23 protein-coding genes are annotated in these 18862 nt (G+C 32.6%); 11 read left to right on the forward strand and 12 right to left on the reverse strand.

What is annotated here, in order from left to right; genetic code table 11:
- Window positions 1-18: 18 nt before the first annotated feature.
- Window positions 19-2160, reverse strand: a complete 2142-nt coding sequence (locus EV144_RS00510; protein WP_134145117.1) for a catalase — start codon at window positions 2158-2160, stop codon at window positions 19-21.
- Window positions 2161-2360: 200 nt separating this feature from the next.
- Between EV144_RS00510 and EV144_RS00515 the strand changes: the two genes are divergently transcribed.
- The 8 genes from EV144_RS00515 to EV144_RS00550 all read left to right on the forward strand — a co-directional run bounded on the left by EV144_RS00515 (window position 2361) and on the right by EV144_RS00550 (window position 8578).
- Window positions 2361-3236, forward strand: coding sequence for a helix-turn-helix domain-containing protein (locus tag EV144_RS00515; protein WP_134145118.1), 876 nt, complete (start codon window positions 2361-2363; stop codon window positions 3234-3236).
- 75 nt (window positions 3237-3311) lie between these two features.
- Entirely contained in the window at window positions 3312-4028 is a 717-nt protein-coding gene (locus EV144_RS00520) for an FAD-binding oxidoreductase (protein WP_134145120.1), read from the forward strand.
- A gap of 29 nt (window positions 4029-4057) precedes the next feature.
- Window positions 4058-4267, forward strand: coding sequence for a hypothetical protein (locus EV144_RS00525; RefSeq protein WP_134145122.1), 210 nt, complete (start codon window positions 4058-4060; stop codon window positions 4265-4267).
- A 123-nt stretch (window positions 4268-4390) separates the two neighbouring features.
- Window positions 4391-4942, forward strand: coding sequence for a DUF4738 domain-containing protein (locus EV144_RS00530; protein WP_134145123.1), 552 nt, complete (start codon window positions 4391-4393; stop codon window positions 4940-4942).
- A gap of 217 nt (window positions 4943-5159) precedes the next feature.
- A complete protein-coding gene (map, locus tag EV144_RS00535; RefSeq protein WP_134145125.1) occupies window positions 5160-5924 on the forward strand; it encodes a type I methionyl aminopeptidase in 765 nt (254 codons plus the stop codon).
- Window positions 5925-5978: 54 nt separating this feature from the next.
- The gene (locus tag EV144_RS00540; protein WP_134145127.1) at window positions 5979-7121 is read left to right on the forward strand and encodes a hypothetical protein; all 1143 of its coding nucleotides are present in this window, start codon (window positions 5979-5981) and stop codon (window positions 7119-7121) included.
- 71 nt (window positions 7122-7192) lie between these two features.
- Complete coding sequence (locus EV144_RS00545; protein WP_134145129.1) at window positions 7193-7762, forward strand: Crp/Fnr family transcriptional regulator; 570 nt, start codon at window positions 7193-7195, stop codon at window positions 7760-7762.
- 78 nt (window positions 7763-7840) lie between these two features.
- On the forward strand, window positions 7841-8578 hold the full coding sequence (locus EV144_RS00550) for an SDR family oxidoreductase (RefSeq protein ID WP_134145131.1): 738 nt from the start codon (window positions 7841-7843) through the stop codon (window positions 8576-8578).
- A 66-nt stretch (window positions 8579-8644) separates the two neighbouring features.
- Here EV144_RS00550 and EV144_RS00555 read toward each other — a convergent pair whose 3' ends face one another.
- From EV144_RS00555 to EV144_RS00570, 4 genes are read right to left on the reverse strand one after another with little or no spacing between them, the layout of a single operon-like run.
- Window positions 8645-8962, reverse strand: a complete 318-nt coding sequence (locus EV144_RS00555; RefSeq protein ID WP_134145132.1) for a MazG-like protein — start codon at window positions 8960-8962, stop codon at window positions 8645-8647.
- A gap of 4 nt (window positions 8963-8966) precedes the next feature.
- Window positions 8967-9881: a helix-turn-helix domain-containing protein gene (locus EV144_RS00560; RefSeq protein WP_134145134.1), complete on the reverse strand. Its 915-nt coding sequence runs from the start codon at window positions 9879-9881 to the stop codon at window positions 8967-8969.
- Between the two features lie 19 nt (window positions 9882-9900).
- Entirely contained in the window at window positions 9901-10206 is a 306-nt protein-coding gene (locus EV144_RS00565; RefSeq protein WP_134145136.1) for a hypothetical protein, read from the reverse strand.
- A gap of 11 nt (window positions 10207-10217) precedes the next feature.
- Complete coding sequence (locus EV144_RS00570) at window positions 10218-11024, reverse strand: SDR family oxidoreductase (protein ID WP_134145138.1); 807 nt, start codon at window positions 11022-11024, stop codon at window positions 10218-10220.
- A 343-nt stretch (window positions 11025-11367) separates the two neighbouring features.
- On the opposite strand from EV144_RS00570, the gene EV144_RS00575 reads away from it, so the two are divergent.
- Together EV144_RS00575 and EV144_RS00580 are read left to right on the forward strand one after the other, a co-directional pair.
- Window positions 11368-12066, forward strand: a complete 699-nt coding sequence (locus EV144_RS00575; protein WP_134145139.1) for a hypothetical protein — start codon at window positions 11368-11370, stop codon at window positions 12064-12066.
- A gap of 144 nt (window positions 12067-12210) precedes the next feature.
- Window positions 12211-12723: a DUF6438 domain-containing protein gene (locus tag EV144_RS00580; protein WP_134145141.1), complete on the forward strand. Its 513-nt coding sequence runs from the start codon at window positions 12211-12213 to the stop codon at window positions 12721-12723.
- A gap of 52 nt (window positions 12724-12775) precedes the next feature.
- Here the strand turns inward: EV144_RS00580 and EV144_RS00585 are convergent, their stop codons facing one another.
- Genes EV144_RS00585 through EV144_RS00600 form a run of 4 tightly spaced genes read right to left on the reverse strand, consistent with a single transcriptional unit; the run spans window position 12776 to window position 14522 of the window.
- Window positions 12776-13333 (reverse strand): DUF4256 domain-containing protein, encoded by a 558-nt coding sequence (locus EV144_RS00585; RefSeq protein ID WP_134145143.1) that lies wholly within the window; start codon window positions 13331-13333, stop codon window positions 12776-12778.
- Window positions 13334-13345: 12 nt separating this feature from the next.
- Complete coding sequence (locus EV144_RS00590) at window positions 13346-13726, reverse strand: DoxX family protein (RefSeq protein WP_134145145.1); 381 nt, start codon at window positions 13724-13726, stop codon at window positions 13346-13348.
- Between the two features lie 6 nt (window positions 13727-13732).
- Window positions 13733-14200, reverse strand: coding sequence for an SRPBCC domain-containing protein (locus EV144_RS00595; protein ID WP_134145147.1), 468 nt, complete (start codon window positions 14198-14200; stop codon window positions 13733-13735).
- Between the two features lie 4 nt (window positions 14201-14204).
- Complete coding sequence (locus tag EV144_RS00600) at window positions 14205-14522, reverse strand: ArsR/SmtB family transcription factor (protein WP_134145149.1); 318 nt, start codon at window positions 14520-14522, stop codon at window positions 14205-14207.
- Between the two features lie 164 nt (window positions 14523-14686).
- Between EV144_RS00600 and EV144_RS00605 the strand changes: the two genes are divergently transcribed.
- A complete protein-coding gene (locus tag EV144_RS00605; RefSeq protein WP_134145151.1) occupies window positions 14687-15430 on the forward strand; it encodes an XAC2610-related protein in 744 nt (247 codons plus the stop codon).
- Window positions 15431-15496: 66 nt separating this feature from the next.
- On the opposite strand, the gene EV144_RS00610 is transcribed toward EV144_RS00605, so the two are convergent.
- The 3 genes from EV144_RS00610 to EV144_RS00620 all read right to left on the reverse strand — a co-directional run bounded on the left by EV144_RS00610 (window position 15497) and on the right by EV144_RS00620 (window position 18856).
- Window positions 15497-17086 (reverse strand): ABC-F family ATP-binding cassette domain-containing protein, encoded by a 1590-nt coding sequence (locus EV144_RS00610; protein ID WP_134145153.1) that lies wholly within the window; start codon window positions 17084-17086, stop codon window positions 15497-15499.
- Window positions 17087-17320: 234 nt separating this feature from the next.
- Window positions 17321-17689 (reverse strand): hypothetical protein, encoded by a 369-nt coding sequence (locus EV144_RS00615; protein WP_134145155.1) that lies wholly within the window; start codon window positions 17687-17689, stop codon window positions 17321-17323.
- A 234-nt stretch (window positions 17690-17923) separates the two neighbouring features.
- On the reverse strand, window positions 17924-18856 hold the full coding sequence (locus tag EV144_RS00620) for a transglutaminase (RefSeq protein ID WP_134145156.1): 933 nt from the start codon (window positions 18854-18856) through the stop codon (window positions 17924-17926).
- Window positions 18857-18862: the final 6 nt, after the last annotated feature.

Here is an 18862-nt window from a genome sequence, read left to right on the forward strand (position 1 = left end):
TTTTATAATTATAATATATTATAGATATAAGTTTGGTTCACGATCCCAGAAACGATGTTTCGTCATAGCATCTATAAATTCTTGTGCAAATGCAGGAGAAGCTATTTCGCTGGTTACGACAATTCCGTTGTCATCATTTGTTAGTTTTGATGCAAATGGTGCAGCATTTAGTACTTCAGAAGCTTCTCCGTCTGCGCCGATAACTTTACAATGTTTGTAAGCATCGTTTAAATACTCCAAAACATCGTCATTTTCTGCCAAGACATTAACTCCTAATCCGTGTGGAATATAAACAGCATCAAACAATACTGATGATGCAGTTAGAAAGCTGAATTCAGCAGAAATTGCGCCATCGGTATCTGTAACAACCGAACCCAAATGTGGTGCAATTACACATCCTTTTGCACCTTGTTTTTTTAAGGCATTTTTCATATTAAGAACAGCACTTTCAGAAATGCCGTCAGAACAAAGAATCGCTACTTTTCTGGATTCAATAGTAGGGGAGTTCGTCGGATTTTTTATCATACTAAGAGCATCCGAAGAGTCAACTGCCTGATCAACAGTTTTAGGTTCCTGATTTCCGCCTTCGTTTTCTGGAGAAACTCCTTTGTTTACCGGATACTCTAAAGTTGACGGTACCGTGGCGCCTAATCCTACGGCTACTTTTTCGGCAAGAGCAGCATCAACCTGAGAAAGTAATCCAAGCATTCTCACTCTAATGGCAGTAGTTTCTACTTTACCAAGTTCAAATCGAAGTGCTTTTACAATATGGCTTTTCTCTTCTGGTGTCTGACTGTTGAAGAATAATTTTGCCTGACCAAAATGATCTGCAAAACTTTCGCTTCTTTCTCTCACTTTATGCGCTTCAATTCGCTCATTAAAACTAGAAAATCCACCTTCAGCAATTTTTGCCTGATATGGACAACCGCCGCCAAGCGAATTTGGATGATAACTTACTCTGCCAACATTTACTTCCTGACGCATAATTCCGTCGCGTTGATTGTTATGCGTAGGTGCAATACTTCTGTTAATTGGGATTTCATGAAAATTGGGTCCGCCTAATCTGGTAAGCTGTGTATCGGTATAAGAAAATAATCTTCCTTGTAATAATGGATCGTTTGTAAAATCGATTCCCGGAACTACATGCCCTGGGTGAAAAGCGATTTGTTCTGTTTCTGAAAAGAAATTATCCGGATTTTTGTTTAATACCATTCTTCCAATTACCTTAACAGGTACTAATTCTTCTGGAACAATTTTGGTTGGATCCAGTAAGTCAAAATCATATTTTTGCTCATCATCAGAAGGAATAACTTGTACTCCTAATTCCCATTCTGGGAAATTTCCTGATTCAATAGCTTCCCATAAATCTTGTCTGTGAAAATCAGGGTTCTTTCCAGAGATTTTCTGAGCTTCATCCCAAGCGACAGCGTGAGTTCCTAATTTTGGTTTCCAGTGAAATTTTACAAATACCGATTGGTTTTCCGCATTAATTAAACGAAAAGTATGCACACCAAAACCTTCCATCATTCTATAACTTCTTGGAATAGCACGGTCAGACATCGTCCACATAATCATGTGCATTGATTCTGGCATAAGCGAAATGAAATCCCAAAATGTATCGTGTGCAGATGCTGCCTGAGGCATTTCGTTGTGTGGTTCTGGTTTTACAGCATGAACTAAATCAGGAAATTTTGATGCATCCTGAATAAAAAATACCGGAATATTATTGCCCACAAGATCGTAAATACCTTCCTGCGTATAAAACTTAACTGCAAATCCTCTTACATCTCTGGCGAGATCTGTAGAACCACGAGAACCTGCAACGGTTGAAAATCTTGTAAAAACAGGCGTTTTCTGTCCAACTTCCTGAAGAAATCCTGCTTTAGTTAATTCTGGAATTGGATTCGTTACTTCAAAAAAACCATGCGCGCCCGAACCTCTTGCGTGTACGACTCTTTCAGGAATTCGTTCGTGGTCAAAATGCGTAATTTTTTCTCTTAATATAAAATCTTCCAATAAAGATGGACCTCTTTCGCCGGCTTTCAGCGAATTATTGTCATCATTAATACTAACTCCTTGATTTGTAGTCAGGACTTTGTTTGTTCCGTCTGATTTGTTTGTGGATAAATCGCGTTGTTTTTCGTTTTGAAAATTTTTCATAAAAAATTTTATTTTAGTTAACTATTTGAAGATGAATTGTACGGATAGTAAAGCTAGAACAAAGGCTAATCTTTTTCTTATATAATTATATTCATAAATATTATAATTGTCAGCAGTTTCCTGATATGTTACAGAAAGTATTAACTTCGTTTTTGAAGAAAAATCAGGAAAAATATTTTGATTAAATAAAAATTAAAAAAATGCAGAAAAAGAACAAGATATACACGCATACGCAAGATAGTAAGGCTATTGGCGGTATTGATCTTGTAAAATTTCCTTTTAATGAAGAAGAACTGCAAACCGAGTATGAGCAATCAGAAAGTCCGTTTGAAACCCATCGGGATGAGTATTATATTTTTGCTTTATTGACAAAAGGATATGTAGATTTTGTTTGTGATATGGAGGATATTTCTTTGAGCAAAATGACTTTGATGGTTCTTAAACCTTATCAGGTGCATTCGGCAAAAAAATATGATCCAAAATCCGAAGGTTATTTTATTACTGTAAATCCATTTTTGATTCCGAATGACTGCAATGAAGTTTTTCAAAATTTGAATGCCTCAAAACAGGTTCTTAAAATTTCAAATGTGCATCATAAAGAAATTATAGATACTGTTGTTCTTTTATACCAAACATTCGGCCAGCAATTGCCGAATAAACAACAAATAATAAATGGACTTTTTATTTCTTTTGTTTACAGAATCTCTAATCTTTTTGCAGATTCTGAAAAGAAAATAAAAGTAAAAATGAATCAGTCGCAATTAATAACTTCCAAATTTAAAAGAATACTTACATCAGATTCTATGTTAGAATCAGCTTCTTATTTTGCTAAAAAACTGAACATTACAACTTCTCACTTAAATGATTGCGTAAAAGAAACAACGGGAAATTCAGTTACGTATTGGCTGCAACATAAAATGATTATCGAAGCCAAAAGACAGCTTTATTACACGAATAACGATGTAAAAGAAATTTCGTTTGATTTGGGTTTTGAAGATCATACTTATTTTTCAAGATTATTCAAAAAAGTAACTGGTGAAACACCACTTTCGTTTCGAAATAAATTCCGTGAATAGTCCAATTATCACCTTTTTGACGCTGTTTTAAAATCAACCTCAAACTGTTCCTTTGCTGCATAAAACTTTACAATTATGCCAAATGCACCAAAATGGTTATTAGATGTTGTTGAAAAAATATTTATTCCAAAATTACCTATGATGGAAGTTCGCAGCACCGAACTTTTATCACCTTCTGTTAAGAGAATCCGTTTTAGCGGTGATTTTAAAAAATTGACTTTTAAGCCTGGTTCTTATATGGATATCCGCGTTAGCGATACCGAAGTTCGACGTTATACTGCCGCTTTTTCAGACACAAAAAACGGATTGATGGATTTTATTGTTCACCTGCACGGCGCGCATCCCGGAAGCCTGTTTATGCAACAGCTCAATGTTGGTAACAAAATCAATACAAGCATTATAAAACCACATAAATGTTATAGCGAATCGGCTAAAAAGTATGTTGTTTTTGGTGACGAAACTTCGCTGGCGCTAGCTTGTTCTATATTTCCTGTTTTAAAACAAAACAACGATCAATTTCAGTTTTATTTTGAATTAGACGAAGAAAATAAAAACGTTCCTGGATTACTCAATCTGGAAAACTATACTGTATTTCCGAAGGACGGATCTTTTAGAAATGAAAAATGGATCAGCAATTTGCCTGTAATTCAAGAAGAAAAATGGAAAGATGCTCATTTTATTTTGACGGGAAATGCAAAATCTGTTCAATCCTTTCGAAAAGTAGTAAAGGGAAATACTGCAGCAAAAATAATCGCTCACGGTTATTGGCTTGAAGGAAAAAATGGATTGTAAAGCTTATAGATAATCAAATTATAAAAAATATGATTTATATATTTAAAACCTCGGTAATGACGCAAAAAGCGGTAAAAAAGCTGGCCAATAAACTGAACCAGTTTATCCCAAACTCAAAATGGAATTTTGATCTCGAAGACTGCGATAAAATTTTAAGAGTAGAAAGCAGGGAAGTAAATGTTATCCAAATCATTGAATTTCTGAATAAATATAAATTTGAGTGTTTGGAGTTGGAGTAGTTCACTAAAATCAAATTTTAGTTATTTTTTTGGATGTTAACTGTTCATTAATCTTTTACCTAAAGCTTTACAATATTCCTATTTAATTTAAATTTGATGCTATAAATTTATCAAAACCTAAAAATGATAAACCGCCTTTTAATTCTACTTACAACTTACCTTGTTATATCCTGTAATTCTCAGGCAGATAAAAAAATAGAAAATCAGCCCGTTGTAAAAATTCCAAAAAAAATTGAAAAGATTTCACAAACAGAAAGGTTTATTCCTTTAGAAAAAACTGTAAAAAAATTTGATACTATTTTATCAGAACATCAAATTCAAATTTCAATTACAAAAAAAGATTTAGACAGTTATGTAATTAATCAGTATGAAATTGATGGCAAAAAACAGATAGATAAATACAGAGATGCCATAATATTATTAAAGATTAGGAAAAAATCAGAAGTAATTTTAGATACTATATTTAGAAAGGAACAATTTGAAAATCATTGTGGCAGGCAATTTAAGAATATTGCAATATTTCATAATTATTGGTTTGAGAGTATTGATGAAAATCAAATTCAATTCTTTGGTGTAATTTCACAGCCAGAAACAGATAATTCACTTAGTTTTTATCATTATTTTAATTTAAAAAATAAAACATTCAAGTTTGTTAAAATGGTAGATGAGGAATAAATATATCAGAAAAATTGTATTTTCGCTTTAGTTTTAAACAATAAAACAGCAAATTGTATCTTACAAAAACAACTTTGTTTTTTTTCCAAAATCTTTTTCTTATATAATTATATTCATTAATATTATAATTGACAGCAGTTTCCTGATATGTTGCAAAAAGTATTAACTTCGGTTTGAAGAAAAATCGAAGATTAATAGACTTTAAATACTTAAAAAAATGTCAATTACTACAGAATCAGAATTAGTTGGAATGCAAAAAGCAAGTCAAGCTGTGGCTTTTGCATTAAAAGAAATGAGAAATTTTGCTAAGCCGGGTATGACAACAAAAGAATTAGATGATTTTGGCGGACAAATTCTCAACGATTTATGCGCTAAATCTGCACCGTATGAAACTTACGGTTTTCCAGGTTGGACTTGTATCAGTGTTAACAAAGAATTTTGCCATGGAATCCCTTCTGATAAAAGAATTCTTAGCGAGGGTGATTTAATTAATATTGATGTTTCGGCAGAATTAAACGGTTTTTGGTCAGACAATGGCGGTTCTTTTGTTATTGGCGAAGATGTAAATCAGCATCAAAAACTAATTGAAGCTTCTAAAGAAATTCTGCATAAAGCCATTCATAATATAAAAGGCGGTGTTCGTATTTCTGATGTTGGACATATTATGGAAACCGAAGCAAAAAAACGAGGTTACAAAGTCATTAAAAACCTTACAGGCCACGGAATTGGAAGAAGTCTTCATGAGGCTCCCCACGAAATTGCCAATTACAGAGACAAATTTAATCTGACCCGATTTAAGAAAAATGCTGTGGTTGCCATTGAAACCTTTATTTCTACAACTTCTACTTACGCCGAAACTTTTCAAGACGGCTGGACAATGGTTGGCAACAAAGGCGGTTTTATGGCGCAACACGAACATACTATTGTGGTTACAGATGGTAAACCAATTATTTTGACGGAGATGAATGGGATTTGGAATTAAAAATATAATAAGAAAAAATAAACAGAATATTAATATTAAATCAATTACATAAAAATGAGTTTTTTTCAAAAATTATTTGGTATAAAAAGCCAAGGAGAACAAAAAAACAATGAGCTTAAACAAATCGAAAATAAACAAATTGAAAGTAATCACATTAAAACAACAGGAAATCCATTTTTCACAAATGCACCTAAACATTGGCCTGTTATTACAGATGATTTTTTAAATAGTAATAAAGATTTTAGTAATAATTTTGATAACAAAACTGGAGATATTATTTTAAAAAAGAGAATGTTTATGGTTAATTCTCTTGTTTTAATGGGGAAATTAAACGAAGAACTATCTGTTATTGCAGGTAAAAAAATAACACACTCCTACAGAGACAGTCTAATTGATAATGAAGAAAACTATGCTACAACATTCTGTATTGATAAAGTTTTTGAGTTGGGAATTATTAAAACGCATGGAATAGTAATAGAAAATTCGAAAAAATATGCTATTATTCTATTTCATAACTCTGAGTCAATTAATTATATAAACGAATTAAAAAAACTTTTTCTAGAAGAAGGTTTTGAAGATTTGATCTATTATGCTACCGTAGATCCAGCATCGATAATAGAAATAAATCCAAAAGAAATAGAATTTGAAACTATAAATCAAGAATGTTTTCATTTAGATAAGGAAAAACAATCTAAAAATGATAGAAAATATTCTCAATATGCATTGTGGTGTAGTAGAGATTCTATCCAAAAATTTATTGATTCTAAAGTTTATAAAAGTTTAAATGAATATCATAATTATTGTAGTGATTGCTATACTTATATTTTGGGAAAAATTGGATTTGCTTTAGGCCTAAATGAAAATGATAAAAGAGTACAACTTCCAGAATATGATGAGTTAATTTTTGAAGGACCAGAAGGAGTCGAAATTATAATGACTATATCTAATAAAAATGGTTTAAATTTTCATTTTCCTGCAAATTCAAAGTTTGATAATTACAGAAATAATTTCCTTAATATATTCACGATTTTATGCAAGACTTTAAAGGAACAAATTGATAATGAGAATTTTGAAAAAGATAATCAAATCGTTACCACAGAATGGCTCGAAAGGCTTAAATCTGAAGTTATTGCTGATGAAAAGCTGAGTTTTATTAGCTTAATAAGAAGTGACTCTTTTCATCCAAATTTAAATTAAAAAAACTATTATAAACTATTTATTTGCCAAATGACAAATCCCCACTAAAAACTTATGCCTAACTTTCGCACATGAAAGAATTAGTAAATTTTATATTGCAATACGGCAATTTAAACCAACAGCAAATCGATTTAATTTTAGGAAAAGCAAAAGAAATAGAACTTCCTAAAGACGAATATTTCTCTGAAGCCGGAAAAATCTCCACTCAGGTAGGTTTTGTTTTAGAAGGTGTAATGCGTGTTTGCTATTACGACAACAAAGGCGAGGAAATCACTAAATATTTTATTGATGAAAATAATCTGGTGGTCGATTTAGAAAGTTTTCAAAATAGTATCTGTTCTTCGGCTTATGTTCAAGCGGTTACAGATTGTAAACTTATCGTATTCTCCAAACCTGATTGGGACGAGCTTCTTAATACCATTATAGTTTGGGATGCTATTGTGCACAAAATTATTGCGCGTTCTTTGATGCAGAAAATAGAAAGAAGAAGTCCATTGGTTTCAGAAGATGCTACAACGCGCTATTTGTCTTTTATGGAAAAATACCCGAAAATTCTCAATAGAATTCCGCTTTCGTATTTGGCTTCTTATTTGGGGATTACTCAATCTTCTTTAAGCCGAATTAGAAAAAATATTCGCTAAAATCGCTTTTTGCCAAATGGCAAATGATTTTGTTTTTTATCGACGCAACTTTGCATCAACAATTTAAAACAACAACAAATGAAATCAGTATTAATTACAGGAGCAAATAGGAGCATAGGTTTAGAAACAGCAAAACAACTTTCTCAAAAAGGATTTTTTGTTTATTTGGGCGCCCGCGATCTTGCAAAAGGTGAAGAAACAGTAAAAGAATTAACTCAAAACGGATTTAGCAATATCAAAGCCATTCAGATTGATGTTACAGATTCTGAAAGTATTTTGGCAGCCAAAAACATTGTAGAAAAGGAGCAAGGCAAATTAGATATTTTAATCAATAATGCCGGAGTTTTAGGTAATTTGCCACAAGATGCATCAACAGCAGATTTTCAGGACATTAAAAAGACATTTGACATTAACTTTTTCGGAGTAATCAATGTAACACAGACTTTTATAGAATTGCTTAAAAAATCTGAAAGTCCAAGAATCAGTAATATTACTTCTGGTCTGGGTTCGCTGACTTTACACAGCGATCCAAATTGGAAATATTATCCATTTAAAGCCGTTTCTTATGTTTCGTCCAAAGCAGCTCTAAATGCTTTTACGATTACATTGGCGTACGAATTGAGAGATTTACCATTTAAAGTAAATTCGATAGATCCTGGTTACACTGCAACAGATTTTAACAATTTTAGCGGTCCTGCAACTGTACAAACAGCAGCAAGTTTTATTGTAAAACACACTGATACAGACGAAAATGGCCCAACAGGAAAATTCTTTAGTCCAGATATTGAAAATGAAAGCGAAGAAAGTCCTTGGTAAAAAGAGGTATTTTGTAGATAAAATTCAAACCCGATAGATTGTAGAAACCTGTCGGGTTTTCTATTGTTAAAACATATTTTCTGTTTTCGTCAGGAAGTTTTCTACCGCTTCTTCAATATCAATATTCATTCTTTCAGCCAAAACAACCAGCCACCAAATAGATTCTCCTAGCTTGTGTTTGAGTTCTTCGTCTGTATTGGCTTTTGGCCATCTTCCTTGCTGTGACATCGTTAATCTTCCCACCAAACCGGCATCCGTCAGAAAAGCTAAAGCATCTTCTTCAACCGTCCATTTGCTGCCGTGGTGACTCAATTCTAATTCGTGATATTGTTTTCTGATTTCTAAAGAACGCTGTTTCAGTTCTTCAATATTTAATTTTGACATTGTTTTAATTTTTATGAAAAGATTGTTGAAACTCTATAGGCGTAGAATTTGTCTTTTTCTTGAATAATTTATTGAAAGACTGCGGATGTTCAAATCCTAATTTATAAGCAATTTCAGAAATCGAAAATGTTCCTTTCATGATATATTCTTTGGCTTTTTCGATCAATTTATCATGAATAAACTGTTGTGTATTTTGTCCGCATAAATTTCGCAGTAAATCACTTAAATACCTTGGCGAAAGATTTAATTCTTCTGCAACAAAAGCTACTGTTGGTATGCCATTTAATAATGCTTTTTCATCATTAAAATAAGTATTGAGCAGTATTTCTAATTTTGCCAAAACATCATTGTTTACGGCCTTTCGGGTAATAAACTGACGGTTGTAAAATCGGTTGCTGTAATTCAGTAAAAGCTCTATTTGAGAAATAATCACATCCTGACTAAAATTATCAATTCGTTCCTTTAATTCCTCCTGAATACTGGCGAAAACTCCCAAAATCGTTTCTTTCTCTTTTTCTGATAAATACAAACCTTCTGAAGCGGTATAATTGAAAAAACCGTATTGTTTTATATTCGCATTTAAAGAATATGGACGAATAAAATCGGGATGAATATTCAACGAAAGTCCACTGTAATCAGCTTCTTCTTCCTGCATTTTCAAAAGCTGGCCGGGCGAAACAAAAGACATGCCGCCTTCTTCAAAATCGTAAAAACCGTGTCCGTATTTTATTTTTCCGTTGAAATTGGTTTTAAAAGAAATCTTGTAAAAATCCAGCATAATTCCCTGTTCAAAATCTTTTGCATCAAAAACCGCTTCGCCATAATTGATAATACTAATAAGCGGATGAAACGGTTTTGGCTGTCCCATAGCTTTATGAAGCTCAGAAAGCGTATGGAATATTTTTGGCTGATTTTTCATAGCTGTAACTGCAGTTATTTTACAAATTTAAGAAATGTTCTATTGTGGCAATATTCCAGCTTACAGTACTCTGATCGATCATGTCGTGTACTAGAGAATCGCTTAGTTCGCTCATCAGTAAATGCATAGCATCAGTTCCGTCTTCGGTGCTGTCCCACAAAAGCATGTCATAAATAATTCCTTTTTTTAATTCGAAAATGGTTCTGGTACGAAAACCTTTCTGACGTTTTAGAAAAGCATCAATTTCTGTATTCGCATCTATAAATTGCTGTATGGTAAAACCTTTCAGCTTAAAGGTAGTAAGTTCTATCGCTAAATTTTTCATATTTCGAGAATTTAAAAAGTAAACATTGCTTTTATGTTTTCAACTTGTGCTTCGGCTCCCGATTTAATTCTTTCATTATATAAAGCATTCGCATCATTTCCGGCAACATAACGCATTTGGTTTTTATGATCAGTTGCGGCTTCGTAAACAATTTGAGCAACATCTTCGACTTTGGTATAGTTTGCCAGTTGTTCCGGACTGTAGCCTTTGCTAACTTCAGCCGTTAATTGCTGATAAGCATCGTGCTGCCCAACTTCCATAGAACGAATGGCAAAATCAGTCTGCATGCCGCCGGGAGCAATTACTTTAACCTGAATTCCGAATTGCACTAATTCTGACGCCAGACTTTCTGAAAAACCATCAACAGCAAATTTTGTCGCGCTGTAAACCGAACAAGTCGGAAATCCCATTAATCCAAATGTGGAAGTTATGTTTAAGAAAGTGCCGTTTCTTTTTTCACGAAAGTGCGGTGTAAAGGCTTTAGAAACTCTAATAACGCCCATTAAATTGGTTTCGATCTGGCGAAAAATCTGCTCGTCGCTCAAAGATTCTAATGCACCGATTAATCCGTAACCTGCATTGTTTAAAACCACATCTACCGAATATTTTTGAGTAACATTTTTTATAGTTTCGTTGATTTGATCTGCATTTGTTACGTCTAGCGGTAACAGAACCACATTTTCTAATTGATTTAATTCGGTTTCTTTTTCCGGATTGCGCATTGTAGCGATTACCTGCCAGCCATTTTGGTGAAATAATTTTGCTGATGCTTTTCCTAAACCTGTTGAAGCTCCTGTAATAAAGATTGTCTTTTGCATTTTTTTATTGTTTTAAAATTATAATGCAAAGTTGCCGCAAACAGGGAAGAGGGAAGTAGCCAATCTGGTAGTTGTATTAGCCAAAATGACGAAAGTATTTTTTTTCACCATATAAGTGATATAAGTTCATTTAAATACATGCTAAAATATATTAACTTAAATGATATAGTTCATTTAAAATAATACACTCAAAGTTTATATTAACTTATATCACTTATATGGTGAAAAATTTTTCTACTTAAAACAGTACTTGTTAATATGTTCTAAATTTCCTTACATTCGTCCTCGAATTTGCCTCACCAGCTAGTTTATTTTTTAAAATTTAACCCAAAAATCAAAACCAATGATCTTATACGGAGTAGCCAGTAAGGGTAACGCAAGGGAAATAGAATGTTTCTGCCCAAAATGCGACCAACGCGAGAAGCTTGTTTTTCAATCGCTTATTAAATCTTTTCATCTTTTTTGGCTGAAATGTTTTCCTTTATTCAAAGAAATTAATGTACAATGCACCAAATGTGCTACCAAATACAAAGGCAGTCAGTTTACGCCGGAAATGTTTAGTATTTCGTTGCGATTAAGAAATGAACTAAAATATTCGATTTGGAATTTTACAGGTTTGTTTGTTATTGCGGGGCTTATTATTTGGGCGAAATTGCCAGCAAGCGAAAGCGAACAAAAAAGAATTAAAGAGCTTAATGAGAAAGCATATAAAGAATTTGCAGGGAAACTAGCAGATCCTAAATATAATGATGTTTATTATCTGGATAAAAAAGATACTGTAATAGGCAGCGATACTTATGCACCAACAGCCTTTTTGATTGTAAAAAATGTAACGAAAGATTCCATACAATTTAGCGTGTGCAATTTTGAAGAATTGAGTAAAAAAAGTGGCCACACTATTATTAGAAGTGGTTTTAAGAAAGAATATTACGGCGATGCTTACCAAATGCCCAATAAAATTCAAATTGCCAAAAATCAGATTACAAAAGATACTTTGATTTTTAATTCTAAAATTTATCAAATCGACAGAGAAAAAATTTAATTTTTTAAACTTTTAAATACTTTAATCTGCTCCATCTGCTAAATCTGCGAGAAAATTTTTCTTTTGTTTTTGATGGATGAAGTTGATTCTTTTATATAAAAAAACTATCTTAGAGTATAACTTGATAATCCAAAAAGTATAAAAATGAAAATAACGACTATCGTACTATCTTTTCTATTATTAATAAGCTGTGCTTCAGAAAAACCGCCAGTTGATTTTGAAAAAATTATATTTTTTACATCGCCTTGTTTCGGAAATTGTCCGCTTTTAAATTTACAAGTAAATAAAGATAAAAGTATTTTGTTTTATAAAAAAAGCGGTTTGATTAATCCGAAAATGTATCCTGAAAAAATGGATGCTCAGGAAAATGAATATTATAAAGGAACTATTAACGACAAGCTTTACAATGAGTTATTGGTTGAAATTGCCAAAACCGATACGATAACTTACAAAGGTCAAAATTGCTGTGATGCTCCAATAATAACTATGATTTCTTATTATAACGGAAAACGAAAATACAACGAAACCATGTTTCCTCCAGAAGGCGCACAAAAGTTAATTGCTATTTTATATAAAATTACGGAGTCTAAAGATTTGGTTAAAACCACAAAATTTGAAATTGAAGAATCTGAACCTGAAAAGTCTGAAGGAAAATAAAAAAATCCCTCTAAAATAATTTTAGAGGGATTTTTTTTAATGTTTATAGTAATTAAACTCGTAGCAAACCACGAAATCCTCTGGCAGCATAATACGAATCTGCACCGTTATGATATACAAAAACAGTATTATAACGGAAATCTGAAAAAATAGCGCCGCCCAATTTTCTTATTTCGGCCGGAGTTTTTATCCATGTTGAAGTTTTGGTATCAAATTTTCCTATTTTTTGTAAATCACGATATTGTTCTTCATTTAGAATTTCAATTCCCATTTCTTCGGCCATATTTATGGCGCTATTTAGTGGTTTGTGTTCTTTTCTTTTTTCGAGTGCTTCATGATCGTAACACACGCTGCGACGGCCTTTTGGACTTTCTGCAACGCAATCTACAAAAAGATATTCGTCGGTTTTTTTGTCATAACCAATAACGTCTGGTTCGCCTTCCGTTCTTTCCATTTCATCAAGCGACCATAATTTGTTGGGATTTGCCTTTAGTTTTGCTTCAATTTTATTCCAGTCCAAATCTTTATGACGCTGCATGTTTTTCTCAAACCGAATTTCTAATACTTTTAGTAATTCTTCCTGCTGTTCTATTGTCAGTTCTTTTTTCATTTTGTTTGTTTTTTAATTAACAGAAACAACTTTTCTACTTTCGGGTCTAAAATACCAGGACAAAATAGTAAGTACTAATAATAATGTTGGTCCAAAAAACGTTATTCCAGCGTCTCCACAAGCCAAATGCGAGATTATAGCGCCAGACATTGCAAAGAAAAATCCCGCATACGCCCATTCTTTCAGCAATCCAAATTTAGGAATAAGTACGGCGATAACACCTAATAATTTCCAAACTCCCAAAAGAGGCAGAAAATAAAGCGGATAACGTAAATGGCTCATCATATCCACTTCTTCTTTCACTTGCAGCACTTGTACAATTCCTGTGGCAGTCATTCCCAGAGCTAGCCAAAGCGTGGCGCCCCAATAGATAATTTTGTTTCTTTTAGACATAGCGGTTTATTTTAAGTTTTTTATAATTTCTTCTAATCGGTTATGCGCCATATTAATACCTTGCGCAAACGGTAATTTAAGCATCTCATTTCTATCGTAAACCGATTTGTAAATGATATGCATGTTTAATTCGCTGGTATCTTCGGTTATTTTTTTAAATTCCAAAAACTCAAGCTGAATCGGGAAGGGCGTATTTTCCATTTCAAAAGTGCGGACAATTTTTTCATTTGGAATAAAATCATGAATAGTTCCGTTTGCTTTAAAAACCACATTTCCGTTGGCATCACTTGTTTCAAACTGCCAGCTGCCGTGCTTTTTGTTTTCAAGTTTAACTACTTTGGTATTCATCCATTGCGCAACAATTTCGGCATCTTCATAAGCTTTAAACAATAATTCTAACGGAAGATCAAATTCTCTTGTAATAAGCAAATCCTGTTTACCGTCTTCTGCTTTGATTTTAGTCTTTTTCTCCATGTTTTTATTTTTTATAATTTTTCATGATTGCTTCTAATTTATCAAATCGTTCGTCCCACATTTTTCTGAATGGTTCAATAAAATTGTCAATTTCTTTCATTTTTTGAGGATTTAAATGATAATAAATTTCACGCCCGTTTTGGGCTTGACTCAACAATTCGCATTCGTTAAGGATTTGAATATGTTTTGAAATCGTTTGTCTTGACGAATCAAAATTGGCGGCAATTGCCCCAGGCGTCATCGCTTGTATGGCAACTAAACTTAAAATAGCCCGACGGGTTGGATCGGCTATAGCTTGAAAAACATCTCTTCTAATTTCCATTGTGCAGTTATTTGACTGCAAATATAATGAAGTCATTTGACTGCGCAAAATATTTTAGCGTTTTTCTTATAAAATATAATAATAGGAGTATTTTTAAATTAGTGTATTTAAAAATATTCTGTGAATTATTGCTTACATTAGTAAAACAGAAGAAACTTTATAAAATGAAAATTACTTCAATACTTACGGGAATTTTAATTTTACTTATTAGTTGTAATTCTAAAACAACAGAGAAGGAAAACAGTAAAATTATCTCAAAGGAAACCATTAAGGAAAAAGAGTTGGTAAAAGATGCTGGCCAAAAAACAGATGCAGTAATAGAAATCTTTGAAGACAGCACCAAAATCGCTCAAAAGGGCAGCTATAAAATAAAAATAATTCAGGAAACGATTGACACCACTACAAATGTTAAGTTTGAGCTTTTTGAGAAACTTAAAAATAACTGGAAAAAAGTTCAATCTTATGCCTTACATAAAGATGCTTCCATTCCGTTGCTTACAGAAATAGAAGACTTTAATAATGATGGATACAATGATTTTACGATTCATTATTCTACAGCTGCCAGAGGGGCAAATGACATTAGAAAGCTGTTTATTTTTGCTAAGAAAGAAAATAAATTCATTGAAATTAAAAACTCAGATTATTACTCTAATTTGTCTTTTAATAAGAAATTAAACTGCATTAATTCATTAGAAGTGTATCGCGGTACTACAACCGGCTTTTTCAGAATTAAAAAAGACAGTTTAGTTGAATTTGCAAGAGTTGATTTTATAGACGATACTGTTCACAGTTATTTAATAAAAAACGGAAAAGAAATTAAATTGGAATCTAAACTGTATGATGGTGATAATGATGAAATGATAAGCTTTATCAATTATAAACCTATAGAAGAAGGATATAATAAGTAATAGTTAAACCTAAAAATAAAAAAACTGCATTGTAAAAAATGCAGTTTTTTATTAGAAATTAATATACTAAGAAAGCAGAATTGTCTTTTGAATATCAATCTGTTCTAAAAAATAATTATCGTGCGAAACCACAATTAAAGTTCCCTGATATTCATTAATCGCGGCCGTTACAATCTCAATATTCTGAATGTCCAGATTGTTTGTAGGCTCATCCAAAATAATTATATCCGGCGCTTCATTGTCGATCGTAAAACAGCAGAGTAGGAGACGCATTTTTTCGCCGCCACTCAGCGTATCACAAGGTTTATCCCAATAGTGTTGTGAAAACAAAAAGCGGTTTAACCTCATTTTTATTTCATGTTCTTCTAAACCAGAACTATTAAAAAGCTGTGCCTGTTCGTATACTTTTAGAGTTCCATTAATCAAAGAATAATCCTGATCAATATAAATGGATTTATGTGTCGATGAATAAATACTTCCTGTTTTCGGAGATAATTTTTGAAGGATAATTTTAATTAAAGTCGTTTTTCCTGAACCGTTTAAGCCTTTTAAAGCAATTCTTTCGCCACTGAGAATTTCAAAATTTAAATTTTCTTTCCAAAGTAAATCTTGATTAAAACCAAAATTGATTTCTTCTGCCTTAAAAAGTATTTTTCCTTTATGAAGTGACGCATTATCAAAACCAAATTTAATCTGATCAAAGTCTGGCAAAGCCGAACGCAGCTCTCGCAATTCTGATGAAATACTGCCGATCTTTTCGGCGTGAACACCTTTTAGTTTTGAACTGCTGTTTTCGGCGTTATTGCGTAAAGTATTCATCATAATTCTGGCAACTCCGGATTTTTCTTGCTTCTTTTTGCCGCGCGCATCCAGTTTCTGCTGGCGTTCCAGCGTTTCCCGTTCTTTTTCTTTGGCTTTTCGTAACGCTTTCTCTTTACTTTGCAGATCCTGGTCTAAAGCGTTATTTTCAATTTGTTTTTGTGTGGCATAAAAATCATAATTACCGCCGTAAACTGTAATTCCGTTTTTACTTAATTCGTAAACCGTATTTAAAAGATTAAGCAATTTTCTGTCGTGGCTCACAATGAGAATTGTACTTTGCGAGGCTTCAATAAAATGATATAACAATTGTCTTCCGGCATCGTCCAGATGATTGCTAGGTTCGTCAAGCAGGATTATTTCCGGCTGATGAATCGAAATTCCGGCGAGAAAAACTTTCGTTTTCTGGCCTCCGCTCAAGGTTTCCAGTTTTTGATTTAAGTCTAAATCCTGCAGCTGCCAATATTGCAGCGCATTTGTACAGCGATCTTCAATCGTCCAGTCGTCATTTAATGTATTTAGGTTTTCTTCGGTAACATTACCGTCTAAAATCTCTTTTAAAGCATTAATCTTTTCTGCAACGCGCAAAACCTCTGCAACAGTAAAATCATTGTACTGCCCAAAGATTTGAGGAATATAATAAGGTTTTGAAGAAGTAATGATTTCGCCGCTAAAAGCCTGTAATTCGCCAGCAATAACTTTAAGTAAAGTCGATTTTCCTATGCCGTTATTGCCAATTAAGGCTGTTTTTTCTTGATTGTTTACCGTAAAGCCGATGTGCTCCAATAAAAAACTCTTGTTATGGTGTTTATATGAAATGTTTTGTAAAATAAGCATAATTTCTTTCTCTATAAATGAATAAATTGAGCAGCCAGCAGATTGCTGGTTACTCTCTAAATTGCCTGAAAGAAATTATTTTTCACATAAACGATTAGTTCAATTTTATAAATACAAAGGTATAATTTTTAGTTTTATTTCAAATCCAAAAAAAATAAAAAACCATTCTTTACAGGGAGTAGAGAATGGTTTTATTGATATTATCTGGTTATGAATGCTTAATAAATTGTAAGTTTATATTTTGTCCAATGTTAACTTCATTTCTTTGATGTCCAAAATTAGTTTGTCGCTTGTTATTGTGCTTTCACACGGATAAGGCGTGCCAACTTCGTCTTTTATTATTAAATTTTTTCCACCATTGCTCAAAATATAAGTTCCATCTGTTATTTCATGAAGTAAAAAGCCTGTTACATGTCCGTCTGATGTAAACGTCAAAGTTCCGTTTTTTAAAATTTCACTTTTAGCAGAATCAGAAAGTGGCATTTTGGCTTCAACTGCGGTAATTTTCCACGAATTAACAAGTTTATTTCTCCCCTTATGACATGAAATCATTACTATTGTCAATAAGGTAACTCCGAAAATAAATAATTTAGATTTTCCCATGATTATATATGATTAAAAGTTAAACAGGAAAAGTTACAAAAAAAAGAAATACTAAATTATTACGTATCAAATATTTATTCACTTATTATTAAGAAAATATTTAGGAAAAAAGTTATGAATTAAGAGTTATGAGTTGTTAGTTATTAGTCCTTAGTCATAAGTGGTTGAAACCTGAAACCTGAAACCTGAAACCTGAAACTTGAAACCTCAAACTACAAACCTGAAACAAAAAACCTAATTAAGCGTCAAAGCTCCTAAGATTTCTTCATAGAGAAAAGGACCGCCGGGGTATTTGGCAGTATAATCAAGATTCATCCAGACTTGTCCGCGCTCGTCTATGTGGTAGTGGATTTTTTTACCGTAACTTTCTTTTTGAAATAGGACATTTTTAATCAGGTAATTTACTTTTTCAAGGTCTGCAGTAGAACCTATTAAAATTTCCGGATAAATATGTCCTTTTGTATGAATAAGACGCGGTGTACCGCCAATAGAACGAACTGCTGCGGCCATTAAAATAGAATGATCGTCGCAATCGCCAGAAAAATATTCTAAAGATTCGCTGGCTGTGGCAATATAATCGCCATCTTTTGGATCATTAACATAATTCCAGCGGCCGTTAATTTCTTTAAATACTGCAAAACACTGAATTATTGTTCTGTAGTTTGAATATCCTTTTATTCCTTTAAAGTTTTTGGTTGTTGCCATAATAGCAAAATTTCTAACTTTTGGATTCTGGTACTCTATAGCGCTTATAATCTTTGATTTATTTGGAAACGGAAGCAGTTTTGCCACAACAATATCCTGCGGAAAAGGATTGTCTGACATGGTGTAAATCATCGAGTTATAGTCTTCAGAAATTTCGCTGAAACCATAATTGCCGATTACACTTCCGTAAAATAAAACCAATAAATACAACGCGATACATAAAATGATGATCGTACGCAGTAACATTAAAAGAAAAAAAACAGCAGCAAAAACTAAAATAAATATAATAACGCGGTCTAAATTGAAAGCCCACTCTAAATCGATTAGGTTTTGATGCAGTATGATGAAAATCGGAATTGTAATTAAAAGACTCAACAGCATAATAATGATCCTGTCCCAAGGCGATTTTACCTGTAGTTTGGATTTTAATTGCGGAAAGTCAATTTTAGGGAATTTCATCATAAGAAT

Source organism: Flavobacterium sp. 270 (genome assembly GCF_004368785.1).
Classification (GTDB): Bacteria; Bacteroidota; Bacteroidia; order Flavobacteriales; family Flavobacteriaceae; genus Flavobacterium.